This is a genomic window from Lentzea sp. NPDC042327, from assembly GCF_040647275.1.
Lineage (GTDB): Bacteria > Actinomycetota > Actinomycetes > Mycobacteriales > Pseudonocardiaceae > Lentzea.
In genome coordinates, this window is the sequence record NZ_JBEZBX010000010.1 from 69,615 (window position 1) to 89,286 (window position 19,672).

Sequence of the window (19,672 nt, forward strand, 5' to 3'; positions counted from 1 at the left end):
ACCGCGAGCACGCGTCGCCGGGGCTGCTGGAGAGGCCGGTCCGGCCACGGTGAAGAGGGAGGTAACCGCGGTCGAACCGGCCACGCACATGGTCTCCGCGGACGCTCACAATCCGGTCACACAGGGGGAACGTGGTAGGGCCTGTGTCGAGGTCCATGTTCGCGACAGCCGGGCCTGAGGCGGCCCCCGGGGGCACGGGCGACCAGCCCACATACAACACCGGTATGCGGGCTGGTCGCCCGCACCGCCAGGAACCACCTCAGGCGCGACTCTCATCGAACGGGACCTCGACACAGGCCCTAGCCGAGTACCGGGTGCTCGGTCCGCTGGAGGTGCTGCTCGACGGGGTCGTCGTGCCGCTGCCGGCCGGCCGGAGCCGAGTGCTGCTCGCCACGTTGTTGTTGCGCCCCAACCAGGTCGTCTCGATCGACGCGCTGGTCGACCGGCTCTGGGACGGTGAGCCGCCGACACCGGACCGGGCGCACAAGACGCTGCACACGGTGGTCATGCGGCTGCGCCGGGCGCTGGGCGAGGCGGACTGCGTGCGCACCTCGACCGGTGGTTACCTCGCCGAGGTGGCCGTGGACGCGCTCGACCTGACCCGGTTCCGCCGGTTGGTCGCGGCGGGGGAGCTGGCCGCCGCCGTCCGGTTGTGGCGCGGGCCGATGCTCGTCGACGTGCGGTCCGGTGCCCTGCACCAGCACGACGTCCCGCTGGTGACCGAGGAGTGGCTGCACGCGCTGGAACGGCGGATCAGCGCCGACCTCGACGCCGGCCGGGCCGCAGAGGTGGTGCCCGAGCTGCGCGGCCTCACCGCCCAGCACCCGTTCCGCGAGGCGTTCTGGGCGCAGCTGGTGCTGGCGCTCGCGATGTCGGGGCAGCAGGAACGCGCGCTGGCCGCCTACCGGGAGGTCCGGGCGCTGCTGGCCGACGAGCTCGGCGTCGACCCCGGTGACGAGCTGCGGGCGGTGCACCAGCGCGTGCTCGCCGGTCCCGTTCCGGCGCGCAGGACGGCGGCCGTGCTCCGGCCGGTCCCGCGCCAGCTGCCGACGACGACACCCCGGTTCGTCGGGCGGTCCGCCGAGCTGCGCGACCTGACCGGACTGGCAGCCGGCGACGGGCTGGTGGTCGCGGCGATCACCGGAACCGCGGGCGTCGGCAAGACGACACTGGCCGTGCACTGGGCGCGGGGTGCGGCGGACCGGTTCCCGGACGGCCAGCTCTACGTGAACCTGCGCGGGTTCGACCGCCACCGCGAACCGGTGGCGCCCGGCGACGCGCTCAGCCGGTTCCTCGAAGCGCTCGGCGTGCCGCCGGACCGCATCCCGGCCGCGCTCGACGCCCAGTCGGCGCTGTACCGCAGCCTGGTCGCTGAGCGCCGGGTGCTCGTGCTGCTCGACAACGCCCGCGACCCCGACCACGTGCGGCCGCTGCTGCCCGGTCCGTCGTCGTCGTTCGTGCTGGTCACGAGCCGCGACCGGCTCACCGGCCTGGTCGTGAACGAGGGTGCGCGCGAGCTGGCGCTGGACGTGCTCACGCCCGCGGAGGCACGCGCGTTGATCGTGAGCAGGCTCGGTGCGCGGCGCGCGGGTGACGCCGACGAGCTGATCCGGTGGTGCGGTGGCCTGCCGCTGGCGCTCGCGATCGTGGCGGCCCGCGTCGCCCAGTCGCCGGAGCTCCCGCTGGCCGGGCTGGTCGCGGAGCTGTCCGACGCCCGCACCCGCCTCGACACGCTGGACACCGGTGACGCGGCGACCACCGTGCGCACCGTCTTCCAGTGGTCCTACCGGCAGCTCGGCCCGGCGACCGCGCGGGTGTTCCGGCTGCTCGGCGTGCACCCAGGGCCGGACATCACCGTCGCGGCCACCGCGAGCCTCGCCGGCCTCACCGAGGACGAGGCGCTGCGGCACGTGCGGGAGCTGGTCGAGGCGAACCTGCTCGCCGAGCCCGTGCCCGGCCGGTTCACGAGCCACGACCTGCTGCGCGTGTACGCGGCGGACCGGGCGGAGGCCGAGGAGCCCGCCGAGTCCAGGGCGGCAGCCGTCGAGCGGATGTACGACCACTACCTGCACACGCTGGTCGCGATCGACGCCTCCTGCTTCGCCGGGCGCAGGCAGGCGCAGGCGGTGATCGAGCTGCGGCCGGCACCGGGCACGCGGCCGGAGCTGCCGGCCGGGCGCGAGGAGGCCGACGACTGGTTCCGCGCCGAACGCGCCGTGCTGCGCGCGATCATGGTCCAGGCCGCGGAACGGGACCTGCACCGCTACGCCTGGCAGCTGCCGTGGTTCACCTTCGACCTGGTCGACCGGGTCGGCCCGTGGCAGGAGTGGGTCTGGTCGATGGAGGGCGCCGTGGCAGCGGTCACGCACACCGGTGAACGCCTCTGGGACGCCCGGATGCAGTTCACCCTCGCCGTGGCCCACTGCCGGGCCGGCCGCTTCGACGACGGCAGCGACCTCTTCGCGCGCAGCGCCGACGTGTACCGCGAGGTCGGTCGCGTGACCGGTCAGGCGCGCGCGTTGAGCGGGCTCGCGTGGTCGCTGGGTGAGGCGGGCCGGCTGCGGGAGGCGCTGGAGGTGTCCAAGGAGGCGCTCACGACGTTGCGCGCGTCGCCGACGCCGTACCCGTTGCAGACCGGGATGGCGCTGCACCAGGTCGCGGCGGACCACCTCAAGCTGGGCGAGTACGCGGAGGCGCTCGTGTGCTGCGCGGAGTGGGAGGCCGAGTTCGCGGTCGACATGACCGCGGAGTGGAAGGGGCTCCTCGCCGCGATGAAGGCCAGCGTCCAGGTGGGGCTGGGCGACCACGCGGTCGCGGTCGAGAACGCCCACCTCGCGCTGGGGCACTTCGAGACCGAGGGTTCCTGGCACCACATCGCCGACGTGCACAACACCCTCGGCGACGCGCACCTCGGCCTGGGCGAGCCCGACGCGGCGCGGAGCTGGTGGACGAAGGCACTGGAGGCCTACGAGTACAACGACCACGCCGACGCCGAGCAGGTGCGCGCCAAGCTCGCCGAGCTCCGCTGAGAACTGGTGAGCGGTGCTGGTGACCCCCCAGGAACTGTGCCACCAGCACCGCTGAGGAGAACTCTGCCAGGGGCCGCTCACACTTCGCTCACACCGGGACCACAGGGCCCCTAGACTGGGTTTTCGAGCCGGTGGAGGGGTGTGCGAGCCGAGTACCGGGTGAATCCGTCACCGTCGCGACAGGACGGTCGCAGGCACTGCTCGCCGGACTGGGAGGGCGCCGTCTCCGCGGCGAGCACCGGGCGGCAGCGACGAGCCCCCAGGTGCTTTCCCGTCGCTGCCGTTCCCGGCCGAGCACCACGTTGCCGCACGGCGCTCACACATCGGTCACACCGGGTCCGAAGAGGACGGGAGCAGGGAGTCATGAACGTCGAGTACCGCGTCCTCGGACGGGTCGAGGTGCTGCGTGACGGCGTGCCGGTGCCGTTGCCGGCCGGGCGCGGACGGGTGCTGCTCGCCACGCTGTTGTTGCGGCCCAACCGGTTCGTGCCGGTGGACGAGCTGGTGGACCGGTTGTGGGACGGGGAGCCGCCGACGGTCGACCGGGCGCACAAGACGTTGCAGATGGTGGTGCGGCGGCTGCGGGTGGCGTTGGGGGACGCGGACTGCGTGCGCACGGCGACCGGCGGGTACCTGGCCGAGGTCGACCCCGAGCGGCTGGACCTGACCCGGTTCCGGCGGCTCGCGGCCGACGGGGAGTTCACGGCGGCGCTGGCGCACTGGCGGGGACCGGTGGCAGCGGACGTCGACTCGGTGCTCCTGCACCACGAAGACGTGCCGCCGCTGATCGAGGAACGGCTGGTGGTGCTGGGCCGCAGGATCGACGCCGACCTCGCGCGGAGCCGGGGTGCCGAGCTGGTGGACGAGCTGCGCGAGCTGACCGGCGAGCACCCGTTGCGCGAGGGGTTCTGGGCGCAGCTGGTGCAGGCGCTGCACCAGGCGGGCCGGCCGCGGGACGCGCTCGCGGCCTACGAGCAGATCCGCGCGCACCTGGCCGACGAGCTCGGCGTCGAACCCGGCCAGCAGCTGCGGGAGCTGCACGAACGGTTGCAGGACCCGGAGGCCCGCAGCGACGTGCCGCGGCAGCTGCCCGCACCGTCGGCGCACTTCACCGGGCGGGACGCGGAGCTCGCGAAGCTCACCGCGCTCCTGGACGCGGGAACGGCGGTGGTGATCGCCACGATCGACGGCACGGCCGGCGTCGGCAAGACCGCGCTCGCCGTCCGCTGGGCGCACTCGGTGGCCGACCGCTTCCCCGACGGCCAGCTCCACGTCGACCTGCGCGGCTTCGACCCGTCCGCGCAGCCGCTCGACCCGTCCGCCGTGCTGGCCTCGTTCCTGGCCGCGTTCGGCGTGCCCGGCGGCAAGGTGCCGGCGGACCTGCCGGAACGGGCCGCGCTCTTCCGCAGCGTCAGCGCCGACCGCCGCGTGCTCGTGCTGCTCGACAACGCCCGCGACGTCGAGCAGGTCCGGCCGCTGCTGCCGGCCGGGCGCGGGTGCCTGGTCGTGCTCACCAGCCGCAACCGGTTCACCGGGCTGGTCGTGCGGGAGGGCGCGTTCCCGGTGACGCTGGACGTGCTCGCCGAGCCCGAGGCCGTCGCGCTGCTCACCGCGCGGCTCGGCGCCGACCGGGTGCGGGCCGAACCGGACGCGGTCGCGGACCTCGTGGCGTTCTGCGGCGGCCTCCCGCTCGCACTCGCCGTCCTCGCGTCCCGGGCGGCCGGGGCGCCCGAGCTGTCCCTGCGCGCGCTCGCCGATGAACTGTCCGACGCGAGCGGCGGGCTGCTCACCGGCGTGGAGACGGTCTTCGCCACCTCCTACCGCTGCCTCGACCCCGACTCGGCCCGCCTATTCCGGCTGCTCGGGCTCGCCACCGGCCCGGACGTCTCGCTGGACGCGGCGGCCGCGCTCGACGGCAGGCCCCGTTCCGCGGTGCGCCGGTCGTTGCACGTCCTCACCCGCATGAACCTGGCCGTCGAACGCGCACCGGGCCGCTACACGTGCCACGACCTGCTGCGGGCGTACTCGCAGACGCGGTCGGTGGCCGAGGACACCGACACCGGGCGGCACGAGGCGGTGCGCCGGCTGCTGGACTTCTACCTGCACACGGCGGAGAGCGCCGACCGGCTGCTGCGCCGCACCCGCGTCGCGCTGACGCTGCCGCCGCTCGCCGAGGGCGTGCACCCGGCGCTGCTCGCCGACCGGGCCGCCGCGCTCGCGTGGTGCGAGACCGAGCACCGCAACCTGATGGCCGCCGCGCGCCTGGCCGGTGAGCACGGGTACCACCAGCACGCGTGGCAGCTGCCCACCACGATGTTCGGCTACCTCAACTTCCGCCAGCTCCCCTCCGAGCGCATCGAGCTGTGCAAGGTCGCGCTCGCGGCGGCACGGGCCGCCGAGGACCCGTTCGCCGTCGGCAACACCCTGCACTCGCTGGGCAACGCGCTCGGCGCGCTCGGGGCGTTCGAGGAGGCCGACACCGCCTACGCCGAGGCGCTGGAGGTGCGGGAGGGCATCGGCCACCTGCACGGCATCGCCGTCACGCTCGACCAGTGGGCGGTCAACCAGGCCAGGCAGGGCCGCTTGGAGTCCGCGCGCTCCCTGCACGAACGGGCCGTGCGGCGCCGCCGCGAGCAGGGCGACCCGGCCGGGCTCGCCATGGCGTTGAACAACCAGGCCATGACCCTCGTGGCGCTGGAGGACCTGGAGGCCGCGCTGGCCGCGAGCGACGAGGCGTACGCCACGATCACCGGCGGCGGCATCGACCACCTGCTTCCGTCCACACTGGACACGCGCGGCCTGCTCCAGCTCCGCCTCGGCCGGGTCGACGCGGCGATGGACACGTTCCACCAGGTGCTGGCGCTGCCCGACGACGAGGTGCCCAACGCCGTCCGCGCCGTCACGCACGAGAACATCGCCGACGCACACCTGCGCCGCGGTCGCGCCGCGGAAGCCGTTGCGGCACTGGAGGAAGCGCTGCTCATGCGGGAGGCGCAGGGCAACGCGCGCGCGGTCATCCGGCTGCGGGCGCGCCTCGCCGGGCTGGTACCGGAACGCCGCTGACGCTCACGCCTCCAGCTCGCGGACGAGCTCGCGGATCTCGCCCGTCCTGCGCAGTGCGCTGCGTTCGGAGATGACCAGGGCCTGGCGCGCGCAGGACAGCGCGGCGGTCACGTCACCGGCCGCGCGGAACACCTCGGCGCCGCTGAGGAGGGTCATGGTGCGCGTGAAGCTGCTCTCCTGGTCGAGCAGCGGGCCGGCGAACAGGTCGCGGTAGATCCGCACCGCGCCGTCGAGGTCGCCCATCCGGAACTTGGCCTGCGCCCTGGTGTCCTCCAGCGCGCCGTCCACGACGCCCAGCGAGGCGTACACCTCCGCGGCCCGGTCGGCGGTCTCGACGGCCTCCGCGAACTCGCCCAGCTCCACGAGGGTCATGGCGACGGCGTTCAGCGACCTGGCCCAGCCGCGCGGGTTGCCCGCCGCCCGCCAGTGCTCGCCGGCCGCGCGGTCGTGCCGCAGCGACTCCCGGTGATCGCCCTGTTCGAAGTGGACGTTGGCGAGCTCGGTCTCGGTGGTGGCGAGCGTCCACGGGTCGCCGTGCTCCCGCCGCAGGGCCAGGGCGAGGGTGAGCGACCGCAGCGCCTCCGCGAAGTCGCCGGACCTGCGGTGCGCCACGCCCAGGCTGTGCAGCGCGACCGACTGGCCGTACCGGTTCCCCGACCGCTCGGCGGCTTCGAGCGCGATCGCGTAGAGCCGGAAGAAGTCGTCGGCAGACCCGTTCACCTGCAGGTAGCTCCACAGGCAGCCGGGCAGCATCCACGCGTGGTCGAGGTGTCCCTCCGCCAGTGCGAACTCGCAGAGCTCGACGAGCAGGCCGTGTTCGTTCCGGCACCACGCGAGCGCGCCCTCGCGGTCGGTGAACGCGGCCGCCTCGACGACCGGGTCGCGTTCGGTGAGCGGTTTGTCGCGGCGGTCGACGCGGAGGGCGCGTTCGGCGTTGTCGACCGAGTGCAGGTGGTGGTCGAGGAACCGCACCACGGCGGCCCTGCGCTGCTCGGCGGTCTCCTCGGCGTCGGCGCGCTCGCGGGCGTGCAGGAAGAGCAGGTCGTGCAACGAGAACCGCTGCGGCGCGTGCTCCTCCGCGAGGTGGAAGCGGGTCAGCGTGCGCAGCAGCGCCAGCGCCCGCTCGCTGCTCACGCCGAGCAGGGCCGCCGCGGAGCGCGGGGTGAAGTCGGCGCGCGGGGCCAGGCCGAGCACCCGGAACATGCGGTGTTCGTCGGGCGCGAGCGCGGTGCAGGAGAGGTCGAACGCGGCCCGCACGGCCGCCTCACGGTCGTCGCCGATCTCCAGCGCCGCCAGGCGGTTCCCCGACCGCAGCTGGTCGACGAGGCTGCGCACGGACCGCTCCGGTTCGACGGCGAGCATCGACGCGGCGATCCGCAACGCGAGCGGCAGGCACACGCACAACCGCGCCAGCTCCGCGGTGGCCTCCTGCTCGGCGCGCACGCGCGCGGCGCCGATCATCTTCTCCAGCAACGCCAGCGCGTCGTCGAGCGGCAGCACGCCGAGCTGCAGCAGCGTGGCGTCGTTCAACGCCACCAGGCCGCGCAGGTCGGAGCGGCTGGTGATCACCGCGACGGACCGGCCGCCGGTGGGCAGCAACGGCCGCACCTGCTCGGCCGTGCGCGCGTTGTCCAGCAGCACCAGCACGCGGCGGTCGGCGACCAGCGAGCGGTACGTCCCGATGCGCTGACCGGTGTCGAGCGGGATGTCCTTCGACGACAGGCCGAGCCCGCGCAGCAGCTGGTCGAGCGCGTCGTGCGGGCTCAGCGGTTCCTCGCGGTCGTACCCGCGCAGGTTGACGGCGAGCTGGCCGTCCGGGAACCGGTCCTGCACGCGGTGCGCCCAGTGCACGGCGAGCGCGGTCTTGCCGACACCGGCGCTGCCCGCGATCGCCGAGATCACCACCGGGTGCCCTCCCGACAGCGACCGGTCGAGCCGGGCGAGGTCCTCGGTCCGCCCGGTGAACCGCGGCAGGTCCGGTGGCAGCTGGCGGGGACCGGTGGCGGCCCGCCGGGGTCCGGGGCCGGGCTCCGAGCGCAGGATCGACCCGTGCAGCTCCCGCAGCACCGTGCCGGGGTCGATGCCGAGCTCGTCGGCGAGCATCCGGCTGACCCGGCTGAACGCCTCCAGCGCCTCCGCCTGGCGGTCCGAGCGGTACAGGGCGGTCATCAGCTGGGCCCAGAACCGCTCCCGCAACGGGTGCTCCGCGGTCAGCGCCCGCAGCTCGGGCACCAGCTCGCCGGCCCTGCCGTCGTCGAGGTCGGCCTCGATGCGCTTCTCCAGCACCAGCAGCCGTTCCTCGACGAGCCGAGGCACGTCCTCGCGGTGCAGGGCGTCGGACGTCACGTTGGTGAGCAGCGGACCGCGCCACAGCGCCAGCGCGGCGTGCGGGTCGGTGCGCGCCAACGCACGGAACCGCAGCAGGTCCAGGTCCTCGACCTCGGCGAGGTAGCCGTTCGTGGTGGTGACCACGCAGTTGGCCGGCCCGAGCGCCCGCCGCAGCCGTGCGACCGTCATGTGCAACGTCTTGACCGCGCGGTCGATCGAGGGCGGTGAACCGTCCCAGAGGCGCTCGACCAGCTCGTCGACCGACACGAACCGGTTGGGGCGCAGGAGCAGCGTCGCGAGCAGCACGCGGCCCTTGCCCGCCGGCACCACGACCCGTTCACCGGCGAAGAGGACGTCCAGCGGTCCCAGCACGCGGTACTCGGCCCCCAGCACGCGCACGAGCTTAGGGCCGCCCCTCCGTCCCGGTGCGACCCACGCCCGTCCCGAAGCCCCACAGCGTGACCGGTGTGTCGCAATCCGTGATCCGCGGTGAACTCCCGGTGGCCACCTGGACCATCCGTGTCGTCCGGCTGTGCCGCATCCGGTAAGCATGTGCGCGGAAGAGGGGATGGTGCATGAGCCTCCAGGTCGCGGTGGACTTCGGCACGTCGAGCACCTGCGTCGCGATCTCGGTGCACGGCAGGGAGCCGCAGGTCGTCGTTTTCGACGGCCAGCCGCTGGTGCCGTCCGCCGTGTTCGCGGCCGCGGACGGGACGTTGTTCGTCGGGCAGGAGGCCGAGCGGCAGGCCGCGGTCGACCCGGCCCGCTACGAGCCGCACCCGAAGCGCCGCGTGGACGAGGGGGAGCTGCTGCTGGGCAGCACCGTGCTGCCCGTCGTGGACGTCGTGCGCGCGGTGCTGACCCGTGCGGTCGGGGAGGCGCGGCGCGTGGGCGGCGGTGCGCCCGTCGACCTGCTCGTGCTCACCCACCCCGCCGACTGGGGCACGGTCCGCACCCGCGTGCTGGTCCAGGCCGCGCGCGGGCTGGGGCGGGAGCTGGCGCTCGTGCCGGAACCCGTGGCGGCCGCCGTCTTTCACTCCGCGAGCCACTCCGTTCCCGACGGTGCGGCGCTGGCCGTGCTCGACCTCGGCGGCGGCACCGTCGACGCGAGCGTGGTCGCGCGCACCGGCAGGAGCTTCCGGGTGCTCGCGACGAAGGGCGACCCCGGCTTCGGCGGCGCGGACGTCGACCAGGCGTTGCTGGAGCACGTCGGCGCGCTCGTGTCGACGGAGGACCCGGACGCGTGGCGGCAGCTCGTCGAGGGCCGTGAGATGACCGACCGGCGCAAGCGGCGGGTGCTGCGGCAGGACGTCCGCGGCGCCAAGGAGACGCTGTCGCGGCACGCCTACACCGACGTGCCGATGCCGCCGCCGTTCCCCGACGCGCACGTCACCCGGTCCGACCTGGAGCAGCTGGTGGCGGTCCCGCTCGGCGGTGCGGCCGCGCTGGTGGGCTCGGCCGTGCGGGAGGCCGGTCTGGCGCCGCAGCAGCTGGCCGCGGTGTTCCTGGTGGGCGGCTCGTCCCGGATCCCGCTCGTCGCGCGGCTCGTGCACGAGCACACCGGTGTGGTGCCGACGAGCATCGACCAGCCGGAGACCGTCGTGGCCCGCGGTGCGCTGCGCGCGGTGAGCCTCGACCCGGAGCGCACCGGCGGCATGGCGCAGGGTGCGCCGGCCAAGCCACCTCAGAACCGGGCGCACCCACCGTCCAGGGGCCCCTCGGGGGAGGTGACCCACAACCTGCGCGTGTCCGGCGACACCACCCGCAAGATCACCCGCCGCATCACGCCGCCGCCGGTCGCGCAGTTCCCCGCGTCGTTCCCGTCGATGACGCCGCCGATGACGCCGCCGGAGAAGAAGAGCAAGGCGCCGTTGTTCATCGCGCTCGGCGTGGTCGTCGTGCTCGTGGCGGCCGGCGTCGGCGGGTTCCTCTGGTGGCAGCACCGGGAGGGGACGGGAACCGCCACCCCGCCGCCCGCGGACCAGATCGCGCAGTACGACTACAGCTTCACCCGGCCCGACGGCTGGGAGCAGACCGGCGGCGCACCCGCGGCCAGGCAGGTGCTCCTGCAACCGGTCGACCGGGAAAAGAACACCGGTGATTCCCCGGCGGACCGCATCGCTGTGCAAGAGCAAAAGCTGGAGTACAACAGCGACCAGGACCGCGGGCGGGCATTCGCGGAATTGCAGAAGCAATATGGCGAGCGCGAGGAGAGGGGCGACAAGGTCGCCGCGTTCAGCGACCGCTACACATTCGCGGGCAAGTCCGTTGTTCACTATCGCGAAGAGATCGGCGGGGCCGGGGTCGACTGGTACATCCAGTTCGTCGGTACGGCTCAGGTGAGCGTGGGCTGCCAGGCGACCGAGGCCGGCCGTGACCGCGTCCGCACCGCCTGCGAGCAGATCGTCCGCTCGCTGACCATCAAGCCGTGAACAGCACCAGGGGAGTCGCCTGATGTCCGCCAACGAGGTCCTCGCCCGGTTCCGCGCCGAGGTCGGCCACGCGGTCACCCGCGCACGCCGCGCCGCCGGTGAGGCTGGCGCGCGCAACGCCGAGCTGCGGGAACGCACCCGCGAGCTGGCCCGGCAGGCCCGTGACCGCCGGGCGGAACCGGCGGCCGGTGCCACGCCGGGCGACGTCCGCGAGGCCGCCACGGGGTTCCGCACCGAGCGCGGACTGCCCGTCGAACGGACTCCGGAGGCCGCCGAGCTCGCCGCCGCGGCGTCTCAACCGGTTCCGGGGCCTGAGGTTCCCGCCTTCCCCGGTTCGACCGCGGTCGCCGGTCCGAGTGGCCAGCTTCCCCGCGCGGGTGACGATGACGAGGACTTTTCGCAGTCGCGAATCCTCTACTGACACCGTGCGTTCACCTGGCGTCGTTTACTAGCGCAACTACTTCGAAAGAAGTCGCGACAGGGCGGAACCGACATGGCAGGGTCCTCGTCGGAAGAGGCGTACGAACCAAGAAGTACGACCTGAAGTTCTCTGAAGGGGGCATCTCCCAATGGCTGGTTTCGGTACCACGACCGAAGAGCTCGACACTCTGGCGAAGCGCATCATCGAGGCCGACGAGACCGCGCAGGCGAAGATCCGTCAGGTCCGCGACGCCGCCGAGACCGTCTCCGCCGCGTGGAAGGGCTCGGCCCACACCGCGTTCCAGAGCCTGATCTCCCGCTTCGACGCGGACGCCGCGAAGGTCCAGGAGGCGCTCCGCGCGATCGCCGAGCAGATCTCCGACACCTCGAAGGTCTACGCGCAGAACGAAGCGGCCCAGGAGGCCGAGATGAGCAACGTCACCGCGCGCCTCGGCTGATCCTCCTGCCCCGCAGGTCCTCGTTCCGCAGTCCAGTACTTCACAGACTTTTCTAGGGGAGATCCACAATGGGTGAAATCAAGGTTGAGTTCGGTCAGATCGCGCAGGCGGCCTCGACCATCACCACGCAGTCCAAGGAGATCGACGGCGTCCTGGACGAGATCCGCGCCGAGGTCGTGCGCGTGCTCGGCACCTGGGAGGGTGAGGGCTCGGACACCTACAAGCAGTCCCAGGAGAAGTGGGACAACGCCGCGGCCGACCTGAACTCGGTCCTCGCCGCCATCGGTACCGCCGTGCAGCAGGCCGGCGAGGCGTACCAGCAGGCTGAGAAGCAGAACGTCTCGCGCTGGTAAGACCGCGCGTGGTGGCAAGACCCCTCGTGAGCCCCGGAACCACGTGGTCCGGGGCTCACGTACGTCCGGAGCGGGGTCGGTAGGAGGGGCCGTTTTGGTCCCCGCGCCACCCATCCGGTATCTTCTTACGTTGTTGTGCGGTAGCTGGCGCCTGTGTGTGCCGCGCCTGTCTCGGAACCACCGCTTGGTTCGTCCAAGATCGGTCTGGGGCAACCGCCGCAGTGACCCCAGACGCAAGTGACGACGAGGTAATTCCGTGCGCACGTACAGCCCGAAGCCCGGTGAGGTGACCCGCACCTGGCACGTGATCGACGCCCAGGACGTGGTGCTCGGCCGGCTCGCCACCCAGGCCGCGACGCTGCTGCGCGGCAAGCACAAGCCGACCTACGCGCCTCACGTTGACACCGGTGACTTCGTGGTCATCGTCAACGCTGACAAGGTCGCTCTGACCGGCTCGAAGCGCGACCAGGCGTTCCAGTACCGCCACTCCGGCTTCCCCGGTGGTCTGCGCAAGCAGTCCTTCGGCGAGGTCCTGGACACGCGCCCGGACCGCCTGGTGGAGAAGGCGATCAAGGGCATGCTGCCCAAGAACCGCCTTGGCCGTCAGATCGCGAACAAGCTGAAGGTCTACAGCGGACCGAACCACCCGCACGCGGCGCAGCAGCCGCAGGCCTTCGAGATCAAGAAGATCGCCCAGTGAGCGACGAGTACACCGAGGAAGTTCCTGTGACCACCCCTGAGAACGAGACCCCCGAAGCCGTCGAGGCGGAGGTTGTCGAGGCCGAGGTCGTCGAGGCTGCTCCCGAGGCCGACGCCGAGGCCGCTGAGGCTGAGGTCGAGGTCGCCGAGGACGAAGCCTCCGCGCCGGTGGTCGTCGCTCCCTCGCTGAACGGTGCGCCGCACCTGGCCCAGACCGTCGGCCGCCGCAAGGAGGCCGTCGTCCGCGTCCGCCTCGTGCCCGGCACCGGCAAGTTCACGCTGAACGGCAAGGCCCTCGAGGACTACTTCCCGAACAAGGTGCACCAGCAGCTCATCAAGGAGCCGCTCGTCACCACGGAGAAGCCCGAGACCTTCGACGTCATCGCCAACCTGCGTGGCGGCGGCATCACCGGCCAGGCCGGTGCGCTGCGCCTCGCCATCGCGCGTGCGCTGATCGCCGTCGACTCCGAGGACCGCCCGGTCCTGAAGAAGGCCGGCTTCCTCACCCGTGACCCGCGGGTCAAGGAGCGCAAGAAGTACGGTCTGAAGAAGGCCCGCAAGGCGCCTCAGTACTCCAAGCGCTGAGCGAGTTCCACAGCTGTACCTGCGGGAGCAGCAGTTCACCTCGAACTGCTGCTCCCGCAGTGTTTTCCGGGTCCTTCCCGTCGCCTCGCAGTGTCCATTTCGGAGGATTCATGGCCCGCCTGTTCGGCACCGACGGTGTGCGCGGTCTCGCCAACGCCGACCTCACCCCCGAACTCGCGATGTCCGTCGCCGCCGCGGCGGCGCGCGTGCTCGCCGAACACGACCGTTCCCACCGCCCGGTCGCCGTCGTCGGCCGCGACCCCAGGGCGAGCAGCGAGATGCTGGACGCCGCCGTCACCGCGGGCCTCACCTCGGCCGGTGCCGACGTGCTGCGCGTGGGCGCACTGCCCACCCCCGCCGTCGCGCACCTGGTCTCCTCGCTGGGCGCCGACATCGGCGTGATGATCTCCGCCTCGCACAACGCCATGCCGGACAACGGGATCAAGCTCTTCGCCGCGGGCGGCCACAAGCTGCCCGACTCGGTCGAGGACGAGATCGAGCAGCGCATGGGCTCCGGTTTCGAGCGCCCGACCGGTGCCGCGATCGGCCGCGTCCGCGACATCGCCGACGCCGAGACCCAGTACGTCGAGCACCTGCTCAAGGTCACGCCGCACCGCCTCGACGGCCTCAAGGTCGTGGTGGACTGCGCGAACGGCGCCGCGTCGGTGGCCGCGCCGGACGCCTACCGCCGCGCGGGCGCCGAGGTGGTCGCGATCAACGCGGACCCGGACGGCCTCAACATCAACGACGGCTGCGGCTCCACGCACCTCGATGTGATCTCCGCCGCAGTCCGCGAGCACGGCGCCGACCTCGGCATCGCCCACGACGGTGACGCCGACCGCTGCCTGGCCGTGAACGCCGAGGGCAACGAGGTCGACGGCGACCAGATCATGGCGGTCCTCGCGGTCGCGATGCGCGACGCGGGCGAGCTGTACGAGGACACGCTCGTCGCCACCGTGATGAGCAACCTGGGCCTGCACATCGCCATGCGCGAGGCCGGCATCCGGCTGCGCACCACCGCCGTCGGCGACCGCTACGTGCTGCAGGACCTCAAGGCCGGCGGCTACTCGCTCGGCGGCGAGCAGTCCGGCCACGTGGTGCTGCCCGCGCACGCCACCACCGGCGACGGCCTGCTCACCGCGCTGCGCCTGATGGCCCGCATGGCTGAGACCGGCAAGTCGCTCGCCGACCTCGCCGGCGTGATGCGCCGCCTGCCGCAGGTCCTGATCAACGTCAAGGTCGGCGACAAGGCCGCCGTGGCGAAGGCCACCTCCGTCAGCGAGGCCGTCGCGGCCGTGGAGGCCGAGCTGGGCGACACCGGCCGCGTGCTCCTGCGGCCGTCGGGCACCGAGCAGCTCGTGCGGGTGATGGTCGAGGCCACGAGCCACGACCAGGCCGAGTCGGCGGCGCAGCGCCTCGCGGATGTGGTTTCCTCGGTGCACTGAGGACGTGCGACGGGGGCTGGCCGGTCATGAGCGTGATGATGCTGTTGATCCTCCTGGTGCTGCTGGGAGGAGTGGCCGCGGTGGTGGTCGCCGTGGTCTCGGCGTCGAAGAAGAAGACACCGCCCCCGTACCCGCCTCAGGGCTTCCCGCAGCAGCACCACGGGCAGTACCCGCCTCAGGGGTATCCGCAGCCTGGCCACCAGCACCCCCAGCCCGGCCAGTACCCCCAGCCCGGCCAGCACCCTTACCCGCAGCAGGGCCAGTACCCGCAGCAGGGACCGCCACCCGGCCAGCAGCCGCCCACCCAGTGGTGATCGTCGGCGAAATGCGCCGAATGGCTGTTTACTAAGGCAACCGACATCGCGGAGCTCCGGTCGGCGTGTGAGCGGAGCTGGCACTGTATGGCGGAACCCGATGAGGCCGAACTGCGTCAGATCGGGGACTAGGGGAGGCGAGGAATGGCTGGTTTCGGCGTACAGTCCGGCGATCTCACGAAGACCGCGGGGACCTACGAGGCCGAGGGATCACAACTGATCTCGATGAAGCCGACGATCGTCCCGGTCGTGGGGGCCGGCCAGGTCGGGCGCAAGTTCCAGGCCGTCCACGCCACCTACAAGGGCTTCTTCGACCGGCTGGGTGTCAGCTGCGACACCTTCGGCAAGGAGGCCAACAACATCGCCACCCGGCTGAAGGACGTGGCGAAGTCGTACGAGTCGAACGAGTCCCAGACTTCGCAGCAGTTCAAGGGGTAGTGCGTCGTGGCCGACCAGAACGAGATCAAGAAGCTCCTCGACGACCCCAACGTCACGCCGGAGACCAAGAAGGCACTCGTCCCCGCGCTCGCCGGTGCCGGCGCGCCGGAGGAGGAGGTCGAGCGGTACGCCAAGGCGAACGGCGTCGACGTCCCCAGCGACCCCGGCCTCGGCAGCCACATCCTCGGTGCCGCGCTCGCCGCGCCCACGGCCGGTCTCAGCACCGTCTTCGTCGGTGCCAAGGAGATCAACCGCTCCCAGTGGGAGAAGAAGGGCGGCGAGGCCGACGAGCTCGTCGCCAAGGCCAAGGAGGAGCGCGAGCTCGGCGCCACCCAGAAGGTCCTGAACGAGCAGGGTGACGTCCCGAGCAGCAACACGCTGCTCGACGCCGGCGCACCCGGTCTGCGGTTCTTCGAGAAGTTCATCCCGGTCTACCAGAAGGCCGCTCCCGCGTGCGGTCACCAGGGCGCAGCGCCGAACCTCGAAGGTGACATCTACCGCAGGTACGACGAGGTTCGCGACATCGAGTTCGCCAAGTTCCGCGAGGACTCGGTGAAGCTCCAGGAAGCCGTCGGGAAGCTCCAGACCCACGACAACGCGCTCGGCAGCGCGTGGAACGGGCTGGGCTCGTGGGAGGGCCAGGCCGCCGAGGCGGCGCGCGGCTACCACGACAAGTTCGCCGGCTCCTCCAAGACGCTCGTCCAGCAGACCGGTCAGGCCCCCGGTGCGATCACCGCCGGCGTGACGAACATGCAGAAGCACGTCAAGGAGTTCGCGCAGCAGATCCACGACCAGTACTCGGAGAAGTGCGGCGGTCTGACGGTCGAGGAGGCCGAGACCGCGATCCGGCACGCGAACGGCGACCTCTTCGAGAACGACGGCGGTGTCCTCGACTGGCTGCACGGCGTGCCCGGCCCGCTCTTCGGCGCCGTCACCGGCGCGATCTGCGGCGGACCGCTCGGCATGCTCGCCGGTCTGGGCTGGGGCAGCTGGATCAGCAACACCCGCGAGGGCATCATCAACGCGGCCAAGGACAAGCTGCGGGCGCTCTGCCAGGAGTTCGACGCCAAGAAGAAGGCGTTCGACGGCTACTGCCAGACGGTGCAGGCCGGTGTGCAGAGCGACTACGACACGATGTTCACCGCGCTCAACGCGGCGATCCCCGCGGAGAGCCCGTTCGCGAAGATCGGTGACCCGCCCGCGTTCAGCGAGGACGGCGGCGGCCGCAAGCAGGTGCCCGGCACCGACGGCGGTGGTGGCGGCGGCACGCCCGGTGGTTCGACCGGTGGCGGCGGCGGTGGCACGCCCGGCGGTGGTGGCGGCGGTACGCCCGAGATCCCCAAGCCGGAGAACCCGCTCGACAAGGACGGCGACGGCAAGCCCGACGTCCCCGGCGACACCGACGGCGACGGCAAGCCCGACGACCTCGACGGCGACGGCAAGCCGGACGACCAGCCGAAGCCCGAGGAAGAGCTCGAGAGCGTCACGGTCAAGGCGGGCGACAACACGATCAAGATCACGGAGCCCGACTCGAACGGGCACGTGAAGATGACGATCGACACGCCGAAGGGCGAGCCGAAGACCTACGACCTGGACTTCAGCAAGAACCCGGAGGCCGCCAAGGCGCTCATGGGCCAGAACGGCGCCCAGGCCGTGACGGCGCTGGCGAACCAGGTCACCGGCGGCCAGGTCACGGGTGGCCAGGCCACCGGCACGCCCACGACCGGTGCGACGCCCGCACCCGGCGGCGGTGGCGCGCCCGGCACGGGTCCCCTCGGTTCGGAGTCGAACCCGATCCCGGTCGAGGTGGGCGCCGACGGCAAGATCCACATCGAGCAGGACGGCGTGAGCTTCACCGCCGAGGTGAACCCGGACACCGGCGAGATCAACCTGACCGCGGACAACGGCGACGGCACGCCCGACCAGATCGGCGTGGCGTTCGGCGAGGACGAGAACCCGGCAGCGGCCGGTGGCTCCGGTGGCGGTGCGGTGGACGACCTGCGCCTCGACGATCCGGTGCAGATCCCTGAGCAGGACTTCCCGCGTCCGGTCGAGGGCGAGTTCCAGACGATGCCGGCCCAGGCGGACTTCCAGCCGATGCCCGCCCCCGCGGCCGAGCAGGTGTGGAGCCCGCCCGGTCAGGACGCCCCGGGCTTCCAGGAGGCGGTGGGCCGCAACTACGTCCAGGACAACGGTTTCATGCCGGGCCTGGGCGAGCCGAGGATGCCGGCGGACGGCCCGCAGTTCGCCACCGCGCAGGCCTCCGACAGCACCTCGACCTCGGGCGTCTCGTTCACAGGCGGCGGCTCCAGCGGCAGCGAGTCCGTTCTCGGCGGCTCCTCCATGGACAGCGCCTGGAACACCCCGTCCACCGGCGACAACGGCACCGGCTTCACCACGAACACCTCCGAGGCCGGCCAGCCCGGTTCCGCGAACCTCCCGTCCATGCAGGACGGTGCCCAGGCCCCCTCGGGCGCCGCGGCCGGCGGGATGATGGGCGGCGGGATGATGGGCGGCGGCATGGCAGGCGGAGGCGCGGGCGGCCAGCAGGGCGGCGACACCGAACGGGGCGCCAGCCAGTGGCGCACCACCGGCACCCTGTTCGACGACGACCGGGACAACAACAACCCGCTGAGCGCCGTGCACACCGTCCTGGGTGACGACCGAGGAGGCCGCTGACCCATGTCGACCGGGCAAGTGGACCCCAAGATCCAGGCGCTGTTCGACGAGAACATCGCCCGCTCCCGCCGCGCCAACACCGAGATCACGGCGGACCTCAAGGCCGACCAGGCCCGCCTGGCCGCCGAGGCGAAGGCCCGCGAGGACAAGCACCAGCGCGACCTCGCCGCGGCCAACGAGGCCGCGGAGAACATCGCCAAGCAGGGCGACAAACCCCAGCGCAAACCCCAGTGGGAACAGCGCGACCGCTCCGCGGGCGAACTGGCCTTCGGCCCCGAGGACGACGACGGCAGCTACGCCCCACCCCCGCAACAACCCCAGTTCACGCCGCCACCGCCACCGCCTCCGCCGCCGGTTCCGCCGGCGCGCAGCCGTCGGCCGGCTCCGGTGGCGGATGACGACGACGATTTGAGCGGTCAGACCTGGCTCAGCTGAGTCACCGGCTTGCACCCCGGTTCGTTCCGCGCTGCGGAGCGGGCCGGGGTGTTCGCGTTGACGGCCCCCGCGCGTCAGGCCGGCTTGCGCAGCCCTTCTCGCTGCAACACCAGCTCCGCGCCCTTCGAGTCCTCGTCCAGCAACGAGTCGTACGCCCGCTCACCCAGCAGCACCCGCAGCAGGAACGCCGCCACGAACGCCCGCCCGATCTTCTGGGCGCCGCGCTCACCGCGTCCGTCGAGCATGAGCTCGCTCCAGTGCCGCCCCTCGGTGAACCCGAGGTGCGAGGCCTTGGGCAGCAGTCGCAGCTGCACCGGGCCGCCCCAGGCGGACGCGATGGCCTCGGAGTGGCCGACGGGCGGGGCGATGCGGTCCTCGCCCGCGGCGAGGTGCAGGCCGGGGGCCGACACCGAGCGGGCCGCGTCCAGTGCCGAGGGGCGGGTCTCCGTTGCGGCCAAAGTCACAACGGCTCGCACCTTCGGGGACGAGGAGGCCGCCAGCACGGCCGCGCCGCCGCCCATCGAGTGGCCGGCGAGGGCCAGGCGGGTGGGGTCGACGCTGATGTCGCCGGTGCCCAGGCGGACGCCGGTGCAGATGTCCAAAGTGGTCAGCAGGTTCGCCGACAGCACGCGTGCGGAGAGCAGCGGGCCGCGTTCCACGGCCGGTGCCGCGGCGACCACGCCCCACGAGGCGAGGTGGCGCAAAAGGCCGTGGTAGCGGCGAACCGGCTGCATCCAGCCGTGCCCGAAGGCGACCGCGGGCAGGCCGAGACCGGTGGCCGGGGTGAACACGACGCCGGGCAGGCCGACGAGGGCCAGGTCGCCGCGCAGCACCGGGTGGGGACCGGGGCGGCTGAGCTGCTCGAGAGCCTGTTTCGCGGTCAGCGTGATCACGCGGCGAGCCATGGCTGAACCGTAGTCGATGGTGTCGCCGGCGCCACATCCAAGATTGGTCTACACCAAAGCTGGCCCTGACCTGCGCTGATTCACCGCCC

The 19,672-nt window shown here is 72.5% G+C and carries 15 protein-coding genes; 13 read left to right on the top strand and 2 right to left on the bottom strand.

Annotated features, from left to right (window positions below):
- Nucleotides 1-314: 314 nt before the first annotated feature.
- Nucleotides 315-3,029: a BTAD domain-containing putative transcriptional regulator gene (locus AB0A63_RS25390; protein WP_360395764.1), complete on the top strand. Its 2,715-nt coding sequence runs from the start codon at nt 315-317 to the stop codon at nt 3,027-3,029.
- Nucleotides 3,030-3,392: 363 nt separating this feature from the next.
- Nucleotides 3,393-6,092 (top strand): BTAD domain-containing putative transcriptional regulator, encoded by a 2,700-nt coding sequence (locus AB0A63_RS25395; protein ID WP_360395766.1) that lies wholly within the window; start codon nt 3,393-3,395, stop codon nt 6,090-6,092.
- A gap of 3 nt (nt 6,093-6,095) precedes the next feature.
- Here the strand turns inward: AB0A63_RS25395 and AB0A63_RS25400 are convergent, their stop codons facing one another.
- On the bottom strand, nt 6,096-8,813 hold the full coding sequence (locus AB0A63_RS25400; protein ID WP_360395768.1) for a BTAD domain-containing putative transcriptional regulator: 2,718 nt from the start codon (nt 8,811-8,813) through the stop codon (nt 6,096-6,098).
- 182 nt (nt 8,814-8,995) lie between these two features.
- Between AB0A63_RS25400 and AB0A63_RS25405 the strand changes: the two genes are divergently transcribed.
- The 11 genes from AB0A63_RS25405 to AB0A63_RS25455 all read left to right on the top strand — a co-directional run bounded on the left by AB0A63_RS25405 (nt 8,996) and on the right by AB0A63_RS25455 (nt 18,678).
- Complete coding sequence (locus tag AB0A63_RS25405) at nt 8,996-10,852, top strand: type VII secretion-associated protein (protein WP_360395769.1); 1,857 nt, start codon at nt 8,996-8,998, stop codon at nt 10,850-10,852.
- A gap of 22 nt (nt 10,853-10,874) precedes the next feature.
- A complete protein-coding gene (locus AB0A63_RS25410) occupies nt 10,875-11,273 on the top strand; it encodes a hypothetical protein (protein ID WP_360395771.1) in 399 nt (132 codons plus the stop codon).
- A 148-nt stretch (nt 11,274-11,421) separates the two neighbouring features.
- Nucleotides 11,422-11,730 carry a WXG100 family type VII secretion target gene (locus tag AB0A63_RS25415; RefSeq protein ID WP_360395773.1) on the top strand — a complete coding sequence of 103 codons (309 nt, stop codon included), beginning with the start codon at nt 11,422-11,424 and terminating at the stop codon, nt 11,728-11,730.
- Nucleotides 11,731-11,798: 68 nt separating this feature from the next.
- On the top strand, nt 11,799-12,083 hold the full coding sequence (locus AB0A63_RS25420) for a WXG100 family type VII secretion target (protein ID WP_360395775.1): 285 nt from the start codon (nt 11,799-11,801) through the stop codon (nt 12,081-12,083).
- Nucleotides 12,084-12,339: 256 nt separating this feature from the next.
- On the top strand, nt 12,340-12,783 hold the full coding sequence (gene rplM, locus AB0A63_RS25425; RefSeq protein ID WP_360395776.1) for a 50S ribosomal protein L13: 444 nt from the start codon (nt 12,340-12,342) through the stop codon (nt 12,781-12,783).
- Between the two features lie 26 nt (nt 12,784-12,809).
- Nucleotides 12,810-13,367, top strand: a complete 558-nt coding sequence (gene rpsI / locus AB0A63_RS25430; RefSeq protein WP_360395777.1) for a 30S ribosomal protein S9 — start codon at nt 12,810-12,812, stop codon at nt 13,365-13,367.
- 110 nt (nt 13,368-13,477) lie between these two features.
- Nucleotides 13,478-14,812: a phosphoglucosamine mutase gene (gene glmM / locus AB0A63_RS25435; protein ID WP_360395779.1), complete on the top strand. Its 1,335-nt coding sequence runs from the start codon at nt 13,478-13,480 to the stop codon at nt 14,810-14,812.
- A gap of 26 nt (nt 14,813-14,838) precedes the next feature.
- Nucleotides 14,839-15,126 carry a hypothetical protein gene (locus AB0A63_RS25440; protein WP_360395781.1) on the top strand — a complete coding sequence of 96 codons (288 nt, stop codon included), beginning with the start codon at nt 14,839-14,841 and terminating at the stop codon, nt 15,124-15,126.
- A gap of 144 nt (nt 15,127-15,270) precedes the next feature.
- Nucleotides 15,271-15,564, top strand: coding sequence for a hypothetical protein (locus AB0A63_RS25445; RefSeq protein WP_360395782.1), 294 nt, complete (start codon nt 15,271-15,273; stop codon nt 15,562-15,564).
- Between the two features lie 6 nt (nt 15,565-15,570).
- A complete protein-coding gene (locus tag AB0A63_RS25450) occupies nt 15,571-18,243 on the top strand; it encodes a hypothetical protein (RefSeq protein ID WP_360395783.1) in 2,673 nt (890 codons plus the stop codon).
- 3 nt (nt 18,244-18,246) lie between these two features.
- Nucleotides 18,247-18,678: a hypothetical protein gene (locus AB0A63_RS25455; protein WP_360395784.1), complete on the top strand. Its 432-nt coding sequence runs from the start codon at nt 18,247-18,249 to the stop codon at nt 18,676-18,678.
- 74 nt (nt 18,679-18,752) lie between these two features.
- Here the strand turns inward: AB0A63_RS25455 and AB0A63_RS25460 are convergent, their stop codons facing one another.
- A complete protein-coding gene (locus AB0A63_RS25460; RefSeq protein ID WP_360395785.1) occupies nt 18,753-19,583 on the bottom strand; it encodes an alpha/beta hydrolase in 831 nt (276 codons plus the stop codon).
- Between the last annotated feature and the right edge of the window lie 89 nt (nt 19,584-19,672).

What these genes read in the sequence shown, in the direction of transcription:
- AB0A63_RS25395 (WP_360395766.1), top strand. Translation starts at nt 3,393, where the DNA reads ATGAACGTCGAGTACCGCGTCCTCGGACGGGTCGAGGTGCTGCGTGAC.
- AB0A63_RS25405 (WP_360395769.1), top strand. Translation starts at nt 8,996, where the DNA reads ATGAGCCTCCAGGTCGCGGTGGACTTCGGCACGTCGAGCACCTGCGTC.
- AB0A63_RS25410 (WP_360395771.1), top strand. Translation starts at nt 10,875, where the DNA reads ATGTCCGCCAACGAGGTCCTCGCCCGGTTCCGCGCCGAGGTCGGCCAC.
- AB0A63_RS25415 (WP_360395773.1), top strand. Translation starts at nt 11,422, where the DNA reads ATGGCTGGTTTCGGTACCACGACCGAAGAGCTCGACACTCTGGCGAAG.
- AB0A63_RS25420 (WP_360395775.1), top strand. Translation starts at nt 11,799, where the DNA reads ATGGGTGAAATCAAGGTTGAGTTCGGTCAGATCGCGCAGGCGGCCTCG.
- glmM (WP_360395779.1), top strand. Translation starts at nt 13,478, where the DNA reads ATGGCCCGCCTGTTCGGCACCGACGGTGTGCGCGGTCTCGCCAACGCC.
- AB0A63_RS25440 (WP_360395781.1), top strand. Translation starts at nt 14,839, where the DNA reads ATGAGCGTGATGATGCTGTTGATCCTCCTGGTGCTGCTGGGAGGAGTG.
- AB0A63_RS25445 (WP_360395782.1), top strand. Translation starts at nt 15,271, where the DNA reads ATGGCTGGTTTCGGCGTACAGTCCGGCGATCTCACGAAGACCGCGGGG.
- AB0A63_RS25455 (WP_360395784.1), top strand. Translation starts at nt 18,247, where the DNA reads ATGTCGACCGGGCAAGTGGACCCCAAGATCCAGGCGCTGTTCGACGAG.
- AB0A63_RS25460 (WP_360395785.1), bottom strand. Translation starts at nt 19,583, where the DNA reads ATGGCTCGCCGCGTGATCACGCTGACCGCGAAACAGGCTCTCGAGCAG.